The sequence below is a fragment of the Anaerobacillus sp. 63XJN7_5_ISO-PGPR-S23-430 genome, assembly GCF_056173695.1.
In genome coordinates, this window is sequence record NZ_CM149686.1 from 941,052 (window position 1) to 960,634 (window position 19,583).

19 protein-coding genes are annotated in these 19,583 nt (G+C 42.5%); 15 read left to right on the forward strand and 4 right to left on the reverse strand.

What is annotated here, in order from left to right:
• Window positions 1–36 precede the first annotated feature (36 nt).
• On the forward strand, window positions 37–306 hold the full coding sequence (rpsN, locus tag AC0VYJ_RS05095) for a 30S ribosomal protein S14 (RefSeq protein WP_404682878.1): 270 nt from the start codon (window positions 37–39) through the stop codon (window positions 304–306).
• 16 nt (window positions 307–322) lie between these two features.
• Complete coding sequence (locus AC0VYJ_RS05100) at window positions 323–661, forward strand: hypothetical protein (RefSeq protein ID WP_430243650.1); 339 nt, start codon at window positions 323–325, stop codon at window positions 659–661.
• Between the two features lie 49 nt (window positions 662–710).
• Here AC0VYJ_RS05100 and AC0VYJ_RS05105 read toward each other — a convergent pair whose 3' ends face one another.
• A complete protein-coding gene (locus AC0VYJ_RS05105) occupies window positions 711–2,060 on the reverse strand; it encodes a dipeptidase (protein ID WP_475366711.1) in 1,350 nt (449 codons plus the stop codon).
• Window positions 2,061–2,459: 399 nt separating this feature from the next.
• Here AC0VYJ_RS05105 and AC0VYJ_RS05110 point away from each other — a divergent pair, with 399 nt between their 5' ends.
• The 9 genes from AC0VYJ_RS05110 (at window position 2,460) to AC0VYJ_RS05150 (ending at window position 14,366) form a co-directional block, all read left to right on the forward strand.
• Window positions 2,460–3,770: a glycoside hydrolase family 68 protein gene (locus AC0VYJ_RS05110; protein ID WP_430243647.1), complete on the forward strand. Its 1,311-nt coding sequence runs from the start codon at window positions 2,460–2,462 to the stop codon at window positions 3,768–3,770.
• 34 nt (window positions 3,771–3,804) lie between these two features.
• A complete protein-coding gene (locus tag AC0VYJ_RS05115; protein WP_475366712.1) occupies window positions 3,805–5,133 on the forward strand; it encodes a glycoside hydrolase family 68 protein in 1,329 nt (442 codons plus the stop codon).
• 97 nt (window positions 5,134–5,230) lie between these two features.
• Window positions 5,231–6,811, forward strand: coding sequence for a glycoside hydrolase family 32 protein (locus AC0VYJ_RS05120; RefSeq protein WP_475366713.1), 1,581 nt, complete (start codon window positions 5,231–5,233; stop codon window positions 6,809–6,811).
• A 236-nt stretch (window positions 6,812–7,047) separates the two neighbouring features.
• Window positions 7,048–9,033: a ferritin family protein gene (locus AC0VYJ_RS05125; RefSeq protein WP_475366714.1), complete on the forward strand. Its 1,986-nt coding sequence runs from the start codon at window positions 7,048–7,050 to the stop codon at window positions 9,031–9,033.
• 102 nt (window positions 9,034–9,135) lie between these two features.
• Window positions 9,136–10,008 carry an SMP-30/gluconolactonase/LRE family protein gene (locus AC0VYJ_RS05130; RefSeq protein ID WP_303530210.1) on the forward strand — a complete coding sequence of 291 codons (873 nt, stop codon included), beginning with the start codon at window positions 9,136–9,138 and terminating at the stop codon, window positions 10,006–10,008.
• 87 nt (window positions 10,009–10,095) lie between these two features.
• Window positions 10,096–12,096: a penicillin-binding transpeptidase domain-containing protein gene (locus AC0VYJ_RS05135; RefSeq protein WP_475366715.1), complete on the forward strand. Its 2,001-nt coding sequence runs from the start codon at window positions 10,096–10,098 to the stop codon at window positions 12,094–12,096.
• A gap of 262 nt (window positions 12,097–12,358) precedes the next feature.
• The gene (locus AC0VYJ_RS05140) at window positions 12,359–12,883 is read left to right on the forward strand and encodes a DinB family protein (RefSeq protein WP_475366716.1); all 525 of its coding nucleotides are present in this window, start codon (window positions 12,359–12,361) and stop codon (window positions 12,881–12,883) included.
• Window positions 12,884–12,913: 30 nt separating this feature from the next.
• Window positions 12,914–13,810, forward strand: a complete 897-nt coding sequence (locus AC0VYJ_RS05145; protein WP_475367458.1) for an alpha/beta fold hydrolase — start codon at window positions 12,914–12,916, stop codon at window positions 13,808–13,810.
• Window positions 13,811–13,814: 4 nt separating this feature from the next.
• Window positions 13,815–14,366, forward strand: a complete 552-nt coding sequence (locus tag AC0VYJ_RS05150) for a GNAT family N-acetyltransferase (protein ID WP_475366718.1) — start codon at window positions 13,815–13,817, stop codon at window positions 14,364–14,366.
• 45 nt (window positions 14,367–14,411) lie between these two features.
• On the opposite strand, the gene AC0VYJ_RS05155 is transcribed toward AC0VYJ_RS05150, so the two are convergent.
• Window positions 14,412–14,570, reverse strand: coding sequence for a Fur-regulated basic protein FbpA (locus AC0VYJ_RS05155; protein ID WP_404682866.1), 159 nt, complete (start codon window positions 14,568–14,570; stop codon window positions 14,412–14,414).
• Between the two features lie 142 nt (window positions 14,571–14,712).
• Here AC0VYJ_RS05155 and AC0VYJ_RS05160 point away from each other — a divergent pair, with 142 nt between their 5' ends.
• Window positions 14,713–15,453 carry an alpha/beta hydrolase gene (locus AC0VYJ_RS05160; protein WP_475366719.1) on the forward strand — a complete coding sequence of 247 codons (741 nt, stop codon included), beginning with the start codon at window positions 14,713–14,715 and terminating at the stop codon, window positions 15,451–15,453.
• 13 nt (window positions 15,454–15,466) lie between these two features.
• Window positions 15,467–15,964, forward strand: a complete 498-nt coding sequence (locus tag AC0VYJ_RS05165; RefSeq protein WP_475366720.1) for an N-acetyltransferase family protein — start codon at window positions 15,467–15,469, stop codon at window positions 15,962–15,964.
• A gap of 13 nt (window positions 15,965–15,977) precedes the next feature.
• On the opposite strand, the gene AC0VYJ_RS05170 is transcribed toward AC0VYJ_RS05165, so the two are convergent.
• Window positions 15,978–16,307: a YciI family protein gene (locus tag AC0VYJ_RS05170; protein ID WP_430243632.1), complete on the reverse strand. Its 330-nt coding sequence runs from the start codon at window positions 16,305–16,307 to the stop codon at window positions 15,978–15,980.
• Window positions 16,308–16,689: 382 nt separating this feature from the next.
• Here AC0VYJ_RS05170 and AC0VYJ_RS05175 point away from each other — a divergent pair, with 382 nt between their 5' ends.
• Both AC0VYJ_RS05175 and AC0VYJ_RS05180 read left to right on the forward strand, forming a co-directional pair.
• Window positions 16,690–18,279, forward strand: coding sequence for a solute:sodium symporter family transporter (locus tag AC0VYJ_RS05175; protein ID WP_475366721.1), 1,590 nt, complete (start codon window positions 16,690–16,692; stop codon window positions 18,277–18,279).
• Window positions 18,280–18,344: 65 nt separating this feature from the next.
• On the forward strand, window positions 18,345–18,596 hold the full coding sequence (locus AC0VYJ_RS05180) for a hypothetical protein (RefSeq protein ID WP_430243630.1): 252 nt from the start codon (window positions 18,345–18,347) through the stop codon (window positions 18,594–18,596).
• 30 nt (window positions 18,597–18,626) lie between these two features.
• Here AC0VYJ_RS05180 and AC0VYJ_RS05185 read toward each other — a convergent pair whose 3' ends face one another.
• The gene (locus tag AC0VYJ_RS05185; RefSeq protein ID WP_475366722.1) at window positions 18,627–19,499 is read right to left on the reverse strand and encodes a helix-turn-helix domain-containing protein; all 873 of its coding nucleotides are present in this window, start codon (window positions 19,497–19,499) and stop codon (window positions 18,627–18,629) included.
• Window positions 19,500–19,583: the final 84 nt, after the last annotated feature.

Genomic DNA, 19,583 nt, shown 5'->3' on the forward strand with positions numbered 1-19,583 from the left:
TAGCATAAATTAGAATAGATGAAGGGATGAATTAGGTTGGCTAAGAAATCGAAAGTAGTAAAAGAACAAAAGCGGCAGGAGCTCGTCATGAAGTATGCTGAGCTACGAAATGAATTGAAGGCAAAAGGAGATTTTGAAGCGTTACGAAAGCTCCCACGTGATTCATCACCAACACGCTTGAATAATCGGTGTGAAGTAACTGGTCGTCCGAAGGGGTATTTAAGGAAATTTAAAATGTCTAGAATTGCGTTTCGTGAATATGCTCATAAGGGGCAGATTCCTGGGGTGAAGAAGTCAAGCTGGTAAAAGGGTAGGGGAAGATATGGAGTGCAATGAACATTTGTTGAAGATGCTCGTTCGTGATATCGTGGCGAAGCTCCCTGAGAAGGAGAAAGCCCTCTATCAGTTCATCGATGAACTGGAAGTTAGGTTAATACAATCAGCGGCTACACCGGATCAATACCTTAACCTTCTGAAAAAGTATTCCCCATATCATGAAGCAGCTAATGAGTTTGGTATCTCAGCTTATAAGGCGAGAACAATGATGCATCGGATTGAATGGAAGATTGCCGCAAGATTGGATGAAAAGCTTCAGCGTATGAAATGGTTGGAGCAACCTTCAAGTGGAAAAAGAGTCATAAAAGGTTATCTCACGTTCTAAATGAAGAGAGGCAGCTCGCAATCGAGCCGCCTCTCTTTTTCATTAGGAACTACAGTGATTTGAAGTAGGTACAAACCGTTTCAATTCCTTTTGTGAAATTATCAATGTGAAAATGTTCATTTGGAGCATGCAAGTTTTCTGATGGTAAGCCGAAGCCCATAAGGACGACGGGTGCTTCGAGAACGCGAGCGAACACTTCTACGATTGGTATTGATCCCCCTTCTTTAGGGAAGAGAGCGCGCTCGCCGTATACTTCTTCATAAGCATCGGCCGCTTTTTGAATCATAGGATCATTCGAATCAAGCGAGACTGGGCGTGCTTGAATAAATTGATTAACGGTCATCGTAGTACCTGCAGGTTGATGCTCGAGCAGGTGTTTTTCAATTAATTCGTAGATATGCTGAGGATCCTGCTTCCCAACGAGACGACAGCTAATTTTACCAGTTGCTTCTGATGGAACAATCGTCTTAATTCCATCACCCTGGTAGCCACCTGAAATGCCGTTCAATTCGAGCGTCGGACGAATGCCTGTCCGTTCCTTGAAGGAGAATCCTTTCTCACCAAATAAGGAAGTTAGTCCGAGCTCTTGCTTCATCGCTTCATCATCAGATGGAATACGAGCAATCTCTTCTCTTAATTCTTCTGTTAGTTCTGGTACCCCTTCGTAAAATCCTTCAACAGCAATGGATCCATCTTCGCTATGAAGACTATCGAGTAGCCGAACAAGGGAATGAACCGCGTTTGGAACGCCGCCACCATAAACTCCTGAATGCAAATCAGTATTCGCTGTTTTCACCTTCACCTCCATCGCAAGGGCGCCGCGTAGAGACGTACAAATGGCAGGTAATCCTTCTTTAATAAAAGAAGTATCTGAAATCACAACCGCGTCAGCAGCGAGCTTATCAGTGTTTTCTTCAATAAAAGGTCCAAGATGTGGACTTGCGATTTCTTCCTCACCTTCTATGCAGAACTTCACATTGACGGGTAGCTTGCCATCTTCTTGCATCAGCAGTTCCATCGCTTTGATATGAATAAACAGCTGCCCTTTGTCATCCGTTGCACCGCGGGCATATATCTTATTATCACGAATAACGGGTTCAAATGGCGGTGTTTCCCAAAGTTCGAGTGGGTCAGCAGGCTGTACATCATAATGGCCATAGATAAGAATTGTCGGTTGATCTTCCGCATAAAGCCAGTCGGCGTAAACGATCGGATGGCCGTCTGTTTCGATGACTTCAATGTTTTCCATGCCAGCTTTTTCTAAAGAATTTGCGACCCACTCAGCCCCTTTTTGAACGTCTGACTCATGGGTGGGAACGGCTGAAATACTTTGGATTTTTAGAAATTCTTCTAGTTCGTTAAGAAACGCATTTTTATGTTGTTCGATGGCTTTTTGCATATAGGTTTTCCTCCTCTATTATGTTGTCCTTATTATAGTCGAGTGTGGCTTATTTTTACATTGAAGCGTATTATAATGATGGATAAAAAAGGTAAACTGATAACAGTGCTTTGAATTTGAGATTAAAATTATTACATTCACATTAATCAGTTGTCATATTGAGTGAGTCTAAATACCTCCGTGTGGAATCGATTCCTGATACGAAAGAACTATTTATTTTTGGTTTGGAAACCTTTTCAATACACGATTGCAAACCGCTTTCTTTTCTGTGAGAGTAGGGTTTACGTATCAAAAGTTGTGTATGAAATGTGACTTTTCGAGCTTGTTGACGTGTTCACATATTTTCCATACAGTTATGGCGAACGAAACAATCAACTAAAATTTTGAGGAGTGTGGCAGATGGGGAACGTGAAAAAGTCTTCTGTTTTTAAGGGGATTGCACTATCGACAATTATGCTAGTAAGTGGATTTGCAGGTACACCATTAACAACGAATGCAGCTGAAAATGAAGCTGAAACAGCTGTATGGTCACGTCAAGATGCGCAGGATTATGACTTATCAAAAGATAACACTGCACCTAACATTGACAATGTAGATGAAGTCGCTCCAGACTATTGGGTTTGGGATACATGGCCGCTACGTAACCGTGATGGATCAATTGCTCAGATAAACGGTTACCAGGTTGTTTTTGCACTTACAGCATCTAGAGAATATACATGGGGTGGCCGACATGACGAAGCTCAAATTCGCTACTTCTACTCGAAGAACGGGAAAGATTGGAAGATGGGCGGACTTGCTTATGATTCAGAAGATGCACTAGGTGCTCGCCAATGGGCAGGATCAGCTATGATGGATGACGATGGAAAGGTACACCTTTTCTATACAGCAACTGGACGTAAAGGCGAAGAACAAACAACATTTGAACAGCGTCTTGCGAAAACAACGTTTGATATCGAAGCAGATAAGAAATCAAAATCTGTTGAACTAAGCAACTTTGGCGAACACGAAATTCTTGCTGAAGCAGACGGCGAGTATTACGAAACGCAAGAACAAAAAACAGGTAATATCATTTATTCATTCCGTGACCCATGGTTCTTCCAGGACCCTAAGACAGGAAAAGAATACTTAATCTTTGAAGGTAATACAGCTGGAGATGACAAGTCACTTGATCCAGAAAACATTGGCGATGCTGATTTCCGTTCTTCTCACGATGTACCAGCTGGCGCTGAAGATTACAACGGGAACGTTGGGATTGCTGAAGCACAGAATGAAGATCTAACAGACTTTGAATTGCTTCCACCACTACTTGAAGCAAACGGTGTTAACCAGCAGCTTGAACGTCCTCATCTTCTTGTTAAAGGCGGAGACTACTACCTCTTCACAATCACACATAAATTTACGTTTGCTCCTGGATTAACTGGTCCTGATGGTCTTTATGGCTTTACGAATGATTCTCTTCGAGGAGACTACGAGCCGCTTAACGGCAACGGTCTTGTTGTAGCAAACCCTGAAGATGATCCTTTCATGACATACTCTCATGCAGTTATGCCGAACGGTACAGTTATTAGCTTTGTAAATGAGTATCGTGATGAAAATGGTGAGCTTCAATATGGCGGTACATTTGCACCAACGCTTAAACTTTCGATCCATGGTAACGAAACAAAAGTAAACGGCGCACTTAAGCCAGGGCAAATCATGCCATCACACTAAAACTGGGAAACCAGACTAAAGGAGACTTACAAACATGAATAAGTTTTCAAAAACAGTAGCGACTTCCGTACTCGGATTCGCTACCCTGTTTTCAAGCTTTGCTCCGGCAACAGGCTTTGCGGCTGAGAGCGAAACGTCGAACTGGACAAGAGAAGATGCAGCAAAGATTGTGCAAAACAAGGATAATACAGCACCTGAAATTAATACAAAAGATCTTGAGCAGATTGCGCCAGATTATCATATCTGGGATACGTGGCCTCTTCGAAAAAAGGATGGCTCCATCGCAACTGTGAACGGATATAAAGTGATCTTCTCACTGACAGCACCAAGTGATGTATTGCCTGGTAAGCGTCATGATATCGCTGAAATCCGCTATTTCGTTTCAAAGAATGGTAAGGACTGGGAGCTTGGTGGAACTGTTTTCAATGAAGAACAGGCACTAGGTTCACGTCAATGGGCAGGTTCTGCCATGATTGAAGACGGCGAAATCAATTTCTTCTATACGGCAACTGGTCGTAAAGGCGAAGAGCAATTGACTTATGAACAGCGTCTTGTAAAAGCTTCTGCTGATGTGGATGCATCGAAAAAAGGAGTCGAATTTACAAACTGGTCTGATCATGAAGTGATTCTTGAGCCAGATGGCGAATACTACCAGACAATGGAACAAAGTAAGCAGGGCGACATCGCTTATGCATTCCGTGATCCATGGTTCTTCGAAGATCCTAAAACAGGCGAAGATTATATTTTGTTTGAAGGAAATTCCGGAGGCACGCCTGCAGAGCGCTCGGTTGAACAAGAACACATTGGTTCTGAAGACTTCGCTACTGTAGACGAAGTACCAGAAGTATCAAAGCTCTTTAACGGTAGCATTGGTATCGCAAAAGCAGAGAACGATGACTACACTGAGTTTGAAATCATGCCTCCGTTGATGGAAGCGAACAGCCTGAATCAGGAACTTGAGCGTCCGCATATCGTGACAAAAGGGAATAAATATTACCTTTTCACTGATACGCACAAGAACAAATTCGCTCCTGGAACGAATGGTCCAGATGGTCTCTATGGCTTCGTATCAAACTCTCTAACAGCAGACTATGAACCTCTTAACGGTAGTGGTCTTGTTGTAGCGAATCCAGAGAATGAACCATATCAAACGTACTCATGGATGGTAATGCCGAATGGCACAGTGGTTAGCTTTGCGAACTTCTATGACCTAAATGGCTTAACGATCGATGAACTTGGAGCGCAATCAGAGCAGTACCAATTTGACCACTTTGGTGGCACACTAGCACCATCTCTTAAACTTTCCATTCATAATGATGAAACGAAGATTGTGAAAGAAATGGATGCTGGCGTATTTAAATAATCTTTTATGGTAACTGTCGGGGGACACACTTCGGCAGTTACTTTTTTATTCAGAGATATCCTATTCGTAAACTCGATGGACAGGAGAGCTTGATACGATGAGAAAATGGTTGCTAGCTGTCGGAGCTATCTTAGTAATCGGCATAATTATACTCATAATGAGCTGGAATGAAAACAATGAATCTTCCAGGCAAGACGAAGTAAAAGAAGCGGGGATCCTAGAAGACTACAATCAATCGTATCGACCCCAATTTCACTATACGCCGATGCAAAACTGGATGAATGATCCAAATGGAATGGTCTTTTTTGAAGGACAATACCATTTATTTTATCAACATAATCCTTCTGGAAATGAATTTGGCAACATGGGCTGGGGCCATGCGGTTAGTGAGGACCTTTATAACTGGGAAGAGAAGCCAATGGCGCTAGAGGCGGATGATCAGGGAATGATTTTCTCGGGTGGTGCGGTCTATGACGAGAACAATACGAGCGGTCTTTTTAAAGAAGGAAAAGGGGGTCTCGTAGCGTTCTATACAATCGCTGGTGAAGAACAAACCCAGGCGCTTGCTTATAGTGAAGATGGTGGCGAAACATGGAAAAAGTACGGTGGTAACCCAATACTTCCGAATCCAGGAATCAAAGATTTTCGAGATCCAAAAGTGATCTGGCACGAGGAGTCTGAAAAGTGGATCATGCTTCTCGCTGCTGGAGATAAAGTTATCTTTTACGGTTCGGATAATTTGATCGATTGGCAGCAGCTTAGTGAATTTGGTGTCGATCAGGGAGCGCAGGGTGGCGTTTGGGAAACACCAGAGTTATTTAAACTACCTGTCGATGAGGATTCGGAGAATGAAAAATGGGTGCTACAGGTGGATATGAATCCAGGCAGCATCGCCGGCGGATCCGGTGGACAGTATTTTATCGGTGATTTTGATGGAGAGACGTTCACGAGAGAAGGCGCAAAAGAAGACATTAACTGGGTCGATTATGGAACTGATTTCTATGCGGCTCAAGCCTTCAGCAATCATGAAGGTAATCCGATTTGGATGGCGTGGATGAGCAATTGGAAGTATGCGACTGATTTGCCAACGGATCCGTGGAAAGGGGCGATGTCTTTACCACGTCAGGTTTCTTTGAAAGAAGTGAACGGAGAAACGCGTCTTATCCAAGAGCCTGCGGGTGAGATTGAGTCAAATCGTTCTAAGAAGTTAGTGGATTTATCGGATAAAGAAGTGGAAGGTCGAATGCCGCTTGATGATTTTAAAGCAGATACGTATGAGGTGATCGCTGAATTTGATTTAGACACGTCAGGTGAATTCGGCTTCCGCGTTCGAAAGGGAGATGAAGAGGAAACGATGGTAGGTTATGACTCCAAGAATAATCTCGCGTTTGTTGATCGGCAAAATAGTGGCGATACAGGATTTCATGAACAGTTTCCTGGTGTGTATCGAGCTCCGCTTGAACCAACGGAAGATGGCAAAGTGAAGCTCCATCTTTTTGTTGATCGCTCTTCCGTTGAATTGTTTGTGAACGATGGAAAGCGTGTTATGACAAATCGGATCTTCCCATCTGAGGAAAGTGATGGTTTTGAGATCTATGCGATGAATGGCAAAGTGACACTTGATTCTTTAGAAGTGTATAAGCTTGATTCTTCGTGGAAAACGGGTGGGGAAGAGTAAAGGTTACATGTTGAGAGCGGTCATCTGCGATAAAGATGACCGCTTTTTCGTATTGGAGACTTCTTGTTGAGAGGTGAATCTCGTTATTTCCGCGAATTCTGGAATATATCCGCGATATTTTATTTTATTCCGCGAAATGCTCGATAATCGAAAATAAATAGGTCCATAGAAGGGGTTTCCTTTTCTTGGATTGGGGTACAAATAGCTATCTTGTAAATAATGGGGGATGTATGGAAATGGAATCATCATTTTCAAATTCAGAACAGCAAAAGTTTGTCAGTACTCTTCAGTCATTCAAGGAAAACCGTCAGAATCCAGTTGTGTTAGAAGAACTATTATCAGACGCTGCCGTTCTCATTGACCAGAATAATCTCGAATCCCTTTATCAACTCGCTAGTGACTATGATAAGGCGGGCGTTTTTGAAGGTGGACCATGGGAAGAACCTCGTAAATTACAACCGCCTCTTGTAGGGGGATCTTTTAAAATAGACGGAAACTATTCGATTTTTGAAGTACTAAGTGAGCTTCGTATGCTTGCGATTGCGAAAGAGGAATATACTCATCCAGATGTTTCGAGCGAACAGGCTCGCACTTTTCTAAACAAAGTCATGGCGCTAAATCTCCAAATGATTTTCCCAGCTGAGACGGAGGAAGCAAGAATCAATCAAGGTCAAGAACAAAAGAGGGGCATGAACCTTTTTCAATTTTTAGCTGAAAAGATGTCGCTCGGATCGCTGTCGGCTACGTTTGTGGATGAAATTGATCGACTAACCGCACAGCGCCCGATCATGGTAAAGCGAATTAAAGAAATGATCGGTTACGCTGAAAATCTCTTGTCTTCAGAGGACTTAAGCACAGAAGGACGCGCGAGCATTCAGCGCTATCTCGATAGCGTGCATGCTCCGACGGAACTGAGTCAATCCTATCCGGACTTTATGGACTATCGCGATCAATTCAATGCGTTATCTGAAATGGAGAAAGAGTTAGAAGCGGAACGGTTCGCTGATGTCATGCGTGATACAGGTCTCGTTTCTCCCATTCACGCACAGCTTGCTCGTACCCTTGCTGAGGAGGACGCTTCTCATCTACTCGTCCTCACGCTTGGATTAACTGAAAAAGGTGAAGCTAATTTAAATGAGCATTTTTCTTTGGTAAAAGAGCTCATTTTACTATCCATCTATCCTGTCACAGCTCAGTCCCTCTATGGACTTGCGCGCATGCTTGAGCGTGGGGTTTTATCTTCTCCTCCGGTAATCCCAGGGCTTGAAAGGATCATTGAAATCGATATGCTAGCAGAAGTAGAAAAGGATTTAATGGCTTCACGGAATCATCCTGATGATGTGACGCCTGTAGGGATTTTACTTTCAGGTCTACTGAGTGTGCTAGGGCAACCGCTTGGCATTGGTCAGGGGATGAATCCTACATGTCAATCTGCGCGAGGAATCAGCCTTTGGTCACAGCATGACCCTGGATTCCTTCTAGAACTTGTCGCAAGAGCGTGTCGTGATGGTGAGGTTGATATTTCGTTTGAAGGGGCTGAAATCAATTCTTCTCTCATCTTAGGAGGTCTAGCTCCGGATCTTCACAAAGAACTTGATGCCGTTTCACTTATACTCGTTCCGCATCTTGATCGCGTTTACGATGAAATGATGAAGCGCAGTGCCCTTCGTGGGGAAGATGGTCATAAATTTGTGAATCCAGAATTTTACGGTCAGTGGATATCCAAAGAGTTTTCTTCTGTTATCAATCCGGTTACTGGTGGCGTGTCAGATTATGAGCAGTTTGCTCGGCTTTTTTACGCGACGCATCATCCAGACTACAACGCAGGACATCAGCTCATTTATCCAAACCCGGTCGGAATTTTCGTTACGACGGCTAATGCGGACTTACTCGGGTTGCATGCCATTTCGATTCAACGTATTGCTGCGGATTCATCCGGACAAATGAGAGTTTATTTCTATAATCCGAACAATGATAGCGGTCAAGATTGGGGGCAGGGAATTAAGTCAACGGTTCGGAATCACGGCGAAGAGGAAGGGGAAGCGAGCCTTCCATTTGATCAATTCCTTTCACGTGTTTATGCCTATCACTATAACCCAAACGAGATGGGCGATTTAGCGGTCGTTCCAGATGAATTGATTGATCGGGTGACAACTCTCGCAAAAGAAAGCTGGGGACAGAAATATCAGTGGGCAGATTTAACGAATCCGTTTTTAATTTAAAAGGTTGATGGGTTCCCTTCTTCTTCATAGAAGGTGGACCCTTTTCTTATTAAGGGGTAGAGTAGAGAGAATAGATGATTCACTAATTAGGAGGTACATAATATGGAAGCAAAACTAGTGATTGATGCACGCGCGATACTTGGAGAAGGTCCTTGCTGGGATGATCAAAGCCAGCTTCTCTATTGGGTGGATATTGAAGGGAAGAAGGTTCACGCCTACAATCCAATGACCGCAGGCAATATTGAGACGCAACAGGAGCAAATGGTTGGCACAATTGCTCCGCGAGAATCAGGCGGACTTGTGATGGCGATGGCCGGTGGCTTTTATGCGATGAACCTTTCTACGGAGAGCGTTGAAGCAATCACCGATCCAGAAAGTCATTTACCAGATAACCGATTTAATGATGGCAAGTGTGATCCTGCAGGCAGGTTTTGGGCAGGTACGATGCACTTAGAAGGGTTAAAAGGAGAAGGAGCGCTTTATTGCCTTGATGAAAACCTTGAGGTGACGAAGAAAGTTGATCATGTGAGTACATCAAATGGTTTGGCATGGTCACCTGATACGCGCTACATGTACTTTATTGATACCCCAACGAAAAAAGTTGTCCGCTATGATTATGATTTTTCTACAGGTGATATTCGTAATCCCGTTGAGGTGATCACCATTCCAGACGGAGAAGGCATGCCGGATGGGATGACGAGCGATGAAGAAGGGAATCTATGGATTGCCCACTGGGGTGGGTCCAAGGTAACGAGATGGAATCCTGATACCGGTGAGCGACTGCTAGAAGTAAGCGTCCCTGCACTGAATGTAACATCATGTGTATTTGGTGGAAAAGAGCGGAATGAGCTCTACATTACTACCGCTAGAACAAATACGAGTGAAGAAGAGCTAAAGCAGTTTCCGTATGCAGGCGGAGTGTTTCGAGTGAAAACAAATGTGATAGGCAGTCGAACCTACTCGTTTAAAGGTTAATCCTTTTCCCTTCCTTCTTGTTTAAAAGTCTTCTATAATAGTAGGAAAATAATAGAAAATGAATAAAAAAAGAAGGGGAGGCTGAGTGTGAAACTAAAATCACTCATCGCAATGGGGCTTTTTTTATTGCTGCTTGCGGGTTGTTCGGATCAACCATCAGCGGTTGATGCGTTCGATACATATGTTAAGGACTGGAATAAACAAGAATTTAGCAGCATGTATAAGAAGTTATCACCTGCTATGCAAAAGGAAATATCAGAAGAAGACTTTGTTGATCGCTACAAATCTATTTATGGCGATGTAGAAGTCGAGGATTTGAAAGTTACTTTTAAGAAACCGGAAGAAGAGCCTGAGCCAAATGATGAAGGAGAAGTGACGTTTCCTTTTTCAGTGTCGATGCAGACACTAGCTGGCGAAGTTTCGTTTGATAACGAAGCAACGCTAGTCCTGACTGAAGGAGACGACGCTGATTCTTACGGTGTGAACTGGAATCCTTCGTTTATTTTTAAAGAATTGAAGGAAGGCGATGAGGTCGCCATTCGTTCTTCAGTTCCGGTTCGTGGTGAATTGACCGATCGGAATGGAGAGGGCTTAGCGATCAATGGTACGGTTAAGCAAATTGGCGTTGTGCCGCAGGCCATTGAATCCGATCAAGAAAAGATTGTGAATGAGCTTAGTGATGCGTTGAAGGTGAGCGTAGCGGATATTGAGAAAGAGCTTAATCAGGGCTGGGTACAGTCTGATCCAACACAGTTCGTTCCGCTAAAAAGCGTGATGGAATCAGAGGAAGAGTTACTTGCGGAAGCAAATGAGATTACTGGCGTTCAGATAAACAATACGATTGAAAGAATCTATCCTTTTGGTGAAAGCGCCGCCCACTTAACAGGTTACATTCGACAGATGCAAAAGGAAGATCTAGAGAAGTATGCAGGAAAAGGGTATTCCAGCTATGAAAGCATTGGAAAGGCTGGCCTCGAGCAAGTGTATGAAGACGAGCTTCATGGTGTAACGGGCTGGTCGATTGAAGTAAAGGGAGCAGATCCTGAGAAAGTGATTGCCAGTAAGGAAAAGGTTGATGGCGAGAACATTCAAGTTACGATCGATGGCACTGTCCAACAGAAGTTGTTTGAAGAGCTTGGAAAAGATCCGGGAACTGCGGTAGCGCTCCATCCAACAACAGGTGAGACGCTTGCATTAACAAGCTCCCCTGCCTATAATCCAAATGATTTTACACTTGGGTTTGACGAAGGCGAGTATGCGAAGTTAACTGATAATAAGGATCTTCCTTTTTCAGCGAAGTTTAACAAAACGTATTCACCAGGCTCGACGATTAAGCCGCTTACTGCCTCGATCGCACTACGAGATGGGGAATTAGATCCGAATGCAGTTGAGAAAATTGATGGTTTGAAGTGGCAGCCAGACTCAAGCTGGGGTGGATATAAAGTGACGCGCGTGAAGCCTGCAGATCCGGAAGTAAACCTTGCAGAAGCGCTTATGCATTCGGACAATATTTATTTTGCACGTAAAGCGCTGGATCTTGGCGCAGATAAGTTCCAGAAAGGATTGGAGTCGTTCCAGGTTGGTCAGGAAGTTGAGTTTCCTTTTCCAACTGAAAACTCTTCGATCTCGAACGGTGGGCTCGATGATAATGACATTCTTTTAGCTGACTCTGCCTATGGACAGGGGGAGCTACAGATTTCTCCTTATCAGTTAGCGATGACCTATACGACGTTTGCGAATGATGGCGTGATGCTGAAACCGACGCTTCGAACGGGAGAAGACGAGTCAGCGGAGGAGTATGAAGTGATTTCTCCTCAAATCGCCTCGATTGTGAGCGATGATCTTGCGAAGGTGGTTTCTGATCCTGAGGGTACCGCTTATGATCCAGTGGTTAAAGGCATTTCGCTCGCTGGTAAGACAGGAACGGCTGAGTTAAAAGCGGCAGGCGAAGAAGAAGGCCCAGAAAATGGACTGTTTGTCGCGTATAATACGGACAAGAACGACTTACTTGTCGCGATGATGGTCGAAGGTGCCTCAAGTCACGATATTACAGGCAAAGTAAAAGACGTTTTCGCTGAAATGCAGTGATGTTGGATGGACTTTGGCTGGCTGATCGCGGTTTATTGGCCAAATTCCTGATATATTGGCTAAACTGAGATTTTATTGTCCAAAACGCGAATATATTGTCCAAAATCAACTTTTATTGGCCAAACATACTAAAGCCTCGATTCTCACACAGAATCGAGGTTTTTTTCTGGAAAAGTAAGGAATCTTAAAAGGAATTCTCGGCACTCTCATGGAAAGTAATAAGGATAAGCTAGATTCAATCGAAAGGGGGGGGGGTCGAACGATGCAGCATAATGATCTTTGTATGATAGATCGATTAGAAGGGTTCACGCCTGAGGTTAGTAGATTGGTTTCGATGATGAATTACGCTAGATATACGACGGAAGAGACGATAAAAGGATTAACTACCGAACAGCTCGATTTTCACCTTGATGAAAAGAGCAATTCAATCGGCATGCTGCTACAGCACATGGCTTCGGTTGAAAAGGCGTTTCAAATTATGACATTTCAAGAGCGAGAGTTAAATGACGAGGAATGGGAGGAGTTTGGGACAGGGATTGAGCTTGGAGAAAAGGCAAGATCAGTCATTCGAGGGCGCGATCTGGATGATTATTGGAGTGAGCTCAGTCTTGTGCGTGCTCATACGCTGGATCATCTGCGAAAGAAGGACGACAAATGGCTTGAAAAAGTCACACCGTTTGGTTGGGATGAAAAGGCTAACCATTATTTCAAATGGTTTCACGTGATGGAAGATGAAATTAGTCATCGCGGGCAAATACTCTTAATTAAAAGAAGAATAAAGAGTTAGAGGTGAAACAAAGTGCATAATGGAACACTGATGACAATACGAGACAAAGCATTATATGTAGAAGTGCATGGTTCAAAAAATAACCCGCCTCTTCTTTATCTACACGGAGGACCAGGAGAGAGCTGCTTTGATTTCTCTTACCATCAGACGGATCGACTGAAAGAGAATTTCAGAGTGATTGCGATTGATCAGCGTGGCGTTTGCCGTTCAGAAGCGGTGATTAATGATGAAGAATTTGGCTTGATGGATTTAATCGAAGACTGCGAAGCGATTAGGAAGCAATTTGAATTAGAATCGTGGTCAGTGCTCGGTCATTCGTTTGGTGGCTATCTTGGTGTCCTCTATGCCAGTCTTTATCCTGAATCAATTGATCATTTACTGCTTGAATGTCCGACGTTTGATTTTACGTTAACATCGAGAAGCTTGTTGAAAAAAACGAGTGCGCTCTTAGACAAATATGGGGAGCATCAGAAAGCAAAAGAGAGCTTAGAAATCGCCAAGGATTCTGATATTAAGAATCGAGAACTTGCAGAGCTTTATGGAACATACAGTGATTACCTTGAAGAGAATCGAATGGAAATATACATTTACAATTCGAACGAGCCTACAGACTATAGCTATTATAGTGAGGCGAAATGGGATGAGCTTTATGATAAATCAGAAGTTCACTATAACCTGTTAAGAGAAGAAGGAGAAATCTTTCATTCACTCATTCCACATCTATCAAAGCTTACGATGCCAACTCTCTTATTAACAGGAGAGCACGATCCTGTGACATCTGAAGAACAGATCGACGCTTTCAAGAAGTACGTCGAAAATGGGGAAATCTATCATTTTGCAAACAGCGGCCATACTCCCCATGATGAGGAAGCCGATCACTTTGCTCACGTTATAACTCAATACATAGGTGATAAAAGAGGAGAATAGACACATGTTTACATATCAAATTAATGACGATCTTTACCTAAGAATGTATTCGCTAGAAGATGCAGAAGCACTTTATCATTTAATCGATGAATCAAGAGATTACTTGAAAGAATGGTTAGCGTGGGTTGATTACAATACAGATATTGAGGCTTCACGAGAGTTTATTCAAAGTACGCTAAAAGGCGTTAGTGAAACAGGAGGATATCCGAAAACGCTCGGCATGTTTTATAAAGGTGAGCTTGCTGGAACGATTGGGTTTAATGAAGTGAATCGAACTCATCAGTACGCGACAATTGGATACTGGCTAAGCGAAAAGTTTCAGAAGAAAGGCATCGTAACGGAGGCGTGCCGTGGGATTATTAATCTAGGATTTAATGAAATCGGGCTCAATCGGATTGAGATTCGTGCGGCCTCAGGAAATAAGAAAAGCCAGGCGGTTCCAGAACGACTAGGTTTTACGAAAGAAGCGGTGGTACGGGAGGCGGAGCTCGTTAATGGACAATTCTATGATCACATTGTGTACGGAATGCTAGCGAGAGAGTGGTTAACAAAATAAAAAGAGGCATAAAAAAACTCCAGGGGAGAGAATCCTCTGGAGAAATTAAGGTAGATCAACTTTCCTCATTAAATACTCTAGTTCTTCCATTGTGCACTCATAGAGCTGTTTATCTTTTAATTTATAAATTCCACGGTCTAATAGACGTTGAATGAAGGACTGTTTTTGTTTAGGATCTTGCTCGGCAGTGCTTAGGTGTGACACGTTTCATTCCTCCTGTTAAGTATATCCAGGTAATATGTTCCACTTTGGGTCCATGCTCAAACCTTTATGAGCACATTTCTAAAAAAAGGATAAAGCGCTTTCGTGACGAATGCTAGATGATAACGATTAGGGGGGATACGATATGGCGAAATATGACGTACTACAAGGGGCAGAGCCTTTTTACTTTGAAGGGAATCACATTGGTGTACTTGTTCTCCACGGTTTTACAGGTTCGACGCAAAGCATGCGTTATCTTGGGGAGCAATTGGCTTCAGAAGGGTATACGGTTTGTGGTCCGAGATTGAGAGGTCACGGTACTCACTATGAAGACATGGAGCAGAGTACATATGAAGAATGGATCCAGTCTGTTGAAGAAGGCTACCAATGGCTGAAAGAACGTTGTGATGCATTGTTCATTACGGGTCTGTCGATGGGCGGCACGCTAACGCTTTATTTAGCTGAAAAACATCCTGAAGTGAAAGGGATCATGCCGATTAATGCTGCGATCGATTTACCAGGTCTTGAACAAATGAGAGGAAAAACAGAGCCGCGTTTCCTTGATGCAATTGGATCAGATATTAAAGCGGAAGGTGTCGATGAGCTCGCATACGAGAAAACGCCTACGAAGTCGATTCAAGAGATTCTTGTTTTAACCGAGATTACACGAAAGAGGCTTGAAACAATATCGGCGCCGACATTAATTTTTAAATCACTAGAAGATCATGTTGTGCCGCCAGAGAATTCGACTACGATTTATAATGAAATAGCTTCATCGAATAAAGAAGTGATCGAACTAAAAGATAGTTATCACGTAGCGACGCTCGATCATGATAAAGAGCTGATTGCAGAAAAGTGTAAAGCATTTGTGAAAGCTCTTCTATAAAGGAGGTTTTAAGATGGAAGTCAGACAGCTAACAGCGGATGACGCTGAAGCTTATTGGGAACTTCGGTTAGAAGCGTTAAAGAAAAATCCAGAAGCATTTGCCTCAAGCTATGAAGAGACGATTCAAAAAGATGATCCGATTAAAAGTACAGCGAGAAACATGGAATCTGGTGCCACTTTTGGAGCTTTTGATCAAGAAAAACTAATTGGTGTGATCACTTTTGTCAGAGGCAGCGGCATCAAGGTTCGTCATAAAGCTGATTTATTTGCTGTTTACGTGACGCCAGAATATCGTGGCAAAGGGGCAGGGAGAGCACTTCTATCCCGCGTGATGGATTATGCGAAAAGTCAGGATGCTCTCATTAAATTAAGCGTTTCAGTTGTATCTACGAATGAACGGGCTAAACATCTGTACAAAAGCTATGGCTTTAAAACCGTTTACATTGAAGAGAAGGCCCTTTATGTTCAGGGAAGGTTTCTAAACGAAGAACATATGGTGCAATACTTTTAAGAACTAGCAGACGTCACGATGACGTCTGCTTTGTTGTGAAATCTTCATTATAAAGAGCAACGCTGTAGGGAAAGAGCTCAGCTGTCATCATTCCATCTCGAACAGCGGGATCACTTTTCATAAGCGCTTCTGCTTCTTTTTCAGAAGAAACCTGAATGACAACAATTCCAAAAGAAGAAGGGTCGTTGTTTAACGTTCTGCCAGCCATAATGAGCATATTATTCTTCAACAGCTGCTGAAGGGCATGGAAGTGCTCTGATACAATACTGTTCTCTTTGTCAGTCCAGTTGCTTTCTTCTAGTAGTTCGGGAATGAGCGTTAGCTTGTATAGAAATTGTTTCATTTGTAACCTCCATAACTGGCAAATCAGAGGCACAAGGCTCTTCTGATTAAAAAGTCACCATGTATAGTTTGTTTCTCCATTAAAGAAAGAAATCCTCTATTTTGGGGAAGGTTGTGCTCGCAATTACTAGAAATATGAACAGAAAAATAGCTAGAAACGCTTCATAGCTTAAATTTTTTAAGTCGAACCACTGTTTCCTCTTTCAGAGCAGTGGTTTTTTTTGTGCTTCGGTAACGAAATAAAGCAAAAAAGTGCATAACTTTCTGTTTTTTTTACCGTTGAAACGCTTACAGAACACAGTATAGAATATTAAACAGACATTAAAACGCATACATAACTGTGCGGATCACTTTGATTCCGCTTACAAAAAGGAGAGGCAGCAATGAGTTTATTTACAGTCGGTTCATTTCTATTTTTTACAGGTATGGTAGCCGTAATCTCCTACCTAGTAACGAGAAAGGAAGATTTAGCAACACAGGATGGATATTTTCTAGGAGGAAGAAGCCTAGGCGCATGGGTCATTGCAGGTTCATTGATGCTGACGAATCTATCAACTGAACAATTAATAGGTTTGAATGCTCAAGGGTATTCAGACACTATTGCGGTTATGGGGTGGGAAGTTGGTTCAGCCATCTCACTTGTGATCGTCGCTTTCTTCTTATTGCCACGGTATCTTAAAGGTGGTATTACGACGATTCCAGATTTCCTAGAGGAACGGTATGATTTTGGGACTAAGCAAATTGTTACCATTCTCTTTCTTTTTGGATATGTTTTCAATTTGCTCCCACCTATTCTTTATTCAGGGGCGGTGGCGCTAAATGGACTTTTCAATATTCCGGAAGTTTTAGGTCTTGGTCGAATGGCAAGTCTTTATGTAACCGTTTTTGCAATCGGAATTATTGGTGCGATTTATGCGATCTTCGGTGGTCTTAAAGCCGTTGCTGTATCAGATACGATTAATGGTATTGGTCTTTTAATCGGCGGGTTAATGATCCCGATTATCGGACTGTATGTGCTTGGAGATGGTTCGGTTCTTGGAGGATTTAGCACGATTGTTGAGGACTCTCCTGAGAAATTAAATTCGGTTGGTGATAAAAACAGTCCAGTTCCGTTTGGGACGATGTTTACGGGTATGCTTCTTGTTAATCTATTTTACTGGGGCACGGCTCAGCACATTATGCAGCGAGCGATTGCAGCTAAGAATTTGAAGGAAGGTCAGAAGGGCGTCTTGATTGCTGCCTTCTTAAAACTACTTGGACCTGTGTTTCTTATTTTACCTGGAATTATTGCCTTTAATATGTTTGGACCTGGTCTTGAACCAACGGATGCTTACCCGATGCTAGTGAATGAAGTATTACCAAAGCCGCTTGTTGGCTTCTTTGCAGCAGTGTTGTTCGGTGCAATTCTATCATCTTTTAACTCTGCTCTAAATTCATCGGTGACGCTCATTGCTCTTAACATTTATAAACCTTATTTTAATCCAAAAGCGCCGGACAATATAGTTGTACGAAAAGGAAAATTCGTTGGAATTATTCTCGCTATTTTTGCAATGTGTATCGCTCCAATGATTGATAAAGTTCCTCAAGGATTCTTTCAATATTTACAAATCGTAAACGGTTTCTATAACGTGCCGATCTTTACGATTCTCATTGTTGGGTATTTAACGAAACGTGTCCCTTCGATCGCAGCGAAGGTTTCTCTGTTTGTTTTCATAGCGGTCTATGCGACAACTCAACTTATTTGGGATACAGGAATTCACTTCTTGCATATTCTTGGTATTTTGTTTGTGGCTTGTACGATTCTGATGCTCGTGATTGGAAAAATTGCGCCACGTGATAAGGACTTTGTACTTGAAGAGAATGCGCAGGTAGAAATGTCTCCATGGAAGCTTCTTTATCCTGTAGGTATTGCAGCGACAGTAGCGATGATTATTATTTATACGTTGCTTTCACCAATTGGCATCATTTCGTAATGTTCCATTGGATTTCCATTTGATATAATAGGAACAATGTCAAATGGAATGAAGGATGATGTGGGATGAGTAAGGCGAATGAGCCAATCGAATCGCTATATCACAGCGTTTACGAATCATTAGAAAAGCTACAAAAGGAAGTAACTGAGCAAGAAGAGAAGCTGGATCTTGTGGACCCAGCTGATATAGAGAAGCTTGATCGCACACAGTTTGCACTGCAATTGTCCAAGGATGTTCTTGAGAATTTCGTAGCTTCAGGGAAAAGCATGACCATTAATTATGACAAACGCTCGATTACAATTGAAGTAGCGAAATAGAACAGGACCGCGCTTAGGCGGTCCTGTTTTTCATTTCTGTAACGAGACATTTGTGTTCGTTCGGTATTTTCCTGGTGAAGTGCCTGTCACTTTTTTGAACACTTTATTAAAGTAATTGGCATTTTTGTACCCAATGAGAATAGCGATATCCTCTGAAGAATATTTGGTGTTCAATAGGAGCTCTTTTGCTTTTTTGATGCGAATATCTGTTAAATACTGAATAGGTGTTTGGTTCGTATATTCCTTGAATTGCCTAGTGAAATGATAACGAGACATGCCGGATGAAGCCGCCATTTCATCTGGGCCGATTTCTTCACTATAATGATTCATTGCATACATCGAAGATTCCACGATTGCCTCAGGCCACTCAGACAGTCGCTTTTCTAGGTTTGAACAGTACGTATAAAGCATCATTGTGAATTGATAAGCCTTACCGGAAGCTTGATGAGCATTAGAAATCTGTCGGTTTGAAGCCATACTTAATAGATTAAGTAAGTAGTGAACCGGCTCTGAATTTGGTTGGAAATGGATGATGTGTCCGATTTCATTTTGAATTTCATCCCAATACTTTTTCACGACATCTCCGTAGAGTGTAAGGTATATAAACTCCCAGCGATTACTATCTTCAGGTAAATAGTAGCGGTAATCACCTGGAATATTTACGATAAATCCCTGACCAGGTGTTAATTCATGACTATGTCCATCAATGTCGATGCAGCCCTTACCAGAGATCGTATATTGAAATATGTATTTTCCTGTATCGCGTCGATTTGTCCCGTCCCAATCGTAGAGAGAAGTGGTTTGTTCATCCCATCCGAGTGACCAGATTTGGGCGATGTTCTGAAGTGTAGGATCTGAAAAACGATAGCCGTAAGATCCGTATTGTAATGATTTTTCTTCCATATGATCCCTCCTTAACAAGCAAAATAGTACTATTTATATAACGAGAACGTACAGGTGAATCATACTCTAAATAGCATTTTAGCT

What these genes read in the sequence shown, in the direction of transcription:
- AC0VYJ_RS05100 (WP_430243650.1), top strand. Translation starts at nt 323, where the DNA reads ATGGAGTGCAATGAACATTTGTTGAAGATGCTCGTTCGTGATATCGTG.
- AC0VYJ_RS05105 (WP_475366711.1), bottom strand. Translation starts at nt 2,060, where the DNA reads ATGCAAAAAGCCATCGAACAACATAAAAATGCGTTTCTTAACGAACTA.
- AC0VYJ_RS05110 (WP_430243647.1), top strand. Translation starts at nt 2,460, where the DNA reads ATGGGGAACGTGAAAAAGTCTTCTGTTTTTAAGGGGATTGCACTATCG.
- AC0VYJ_RS05115 (WP_475366712.1), top strand. Translation starts at nt 3,805, where the DNA reads ATGAATAAGTTTTCAAAAACAGTAGCGACTTCCGTACTCGGATTCGCT.
- AC0VYJ_RS05120 (WP_475366713.1), top strand. Translation starts at nt 5,231, where the DNA reads ATGAGAAAATGGTTGCTAGCTGTCGGAGCTATCTTAGTAATCGGCATA.
- AC0VYJ_RS05125 (WP_475366714.1), top strand. Translation starts at nt 7,048, where the DNA reads ATGGAATCATCATTTTCAAATTCAGAACAGCAAAAGTTTGTCAGTACT.
- AC0VYJ_RS05130 (WP_303530210.1), top strand. Translation starts at nt 9,136, where the DNA reads ATGGAAGCAAAACTAGTGATTGATGCACGCGCGATACTTGGAGAAGGT.
- AC0VYJ_RS05140 (WP_475366716.1), top strand. Translation starts at nt 12,359, where the DNA reads ATGCAGCATAATGATCTTTGTATGATAGATCGATTAGAAGGGTTCACG.
- AC0VYJ_RS05145 (WP_475367458.1), top strand. Translation starts at nt 12,914, where the DNA reads ATGACAATACGAGACAAAGCATTATATGTAGAAGTGCATGGTTCAAAA.
- AC0VYJ_RS05150 (WP_475366718.1), top strand. Translation starts at nt 13,815, where the DNA reads ATGTTTACATATCAAATTAATGACGATCTTTACCTAAGAATGTATTCG.
- AC0VYJ_RS05160 (WP_475366719.1), top strand. Translation starts at nt 14,713, where the DNA reads ATGGCGAAATATGACGTACTACAAGGGGCAGAGCCTTTTTACTTTGAA.
- AC0VYJ_RS05165 (WP_475366720.1), top strand. Translation starts at nt 15,467, where the DNA reads ATGGAAGTCAGACAGCTAACAGCGGATGACGCTGAAGCTTATTGGGAA.
- AC0VYJ_RS05170 (WP_430243632.1), bottom strand. Translation starts at nt 16,307, where the DNA reads ATGAAACAATTTCTATACAAGCTAACGCTCATTCCCGAACTACTAGAA.
- AC0VYJ_RS05175 (WP_475366721.1), top strand. Translation starts at nt 16,690, where the DNA reads ATGAGTTTATTTACAGTCGGTTCATTTCTATTTTTTACAGGTATGGTA.
- AC0VYJ_RS05180 (WP_430243630.1), top strand. Translation starts at nt 18,345, where the DNA reads ATGAGTAAGGCGAATGAGCCAATCGAATCGCTATATCACAGCGTTTAC.
- AC0VYJ_RS05185 (WP_475366722.1), bottom strand. Translation starts at nt 19,499, where the DNA reads ATGGAAGAAAAATCATTACAATACGGATCTTACGGCTATCGTTTTTCA.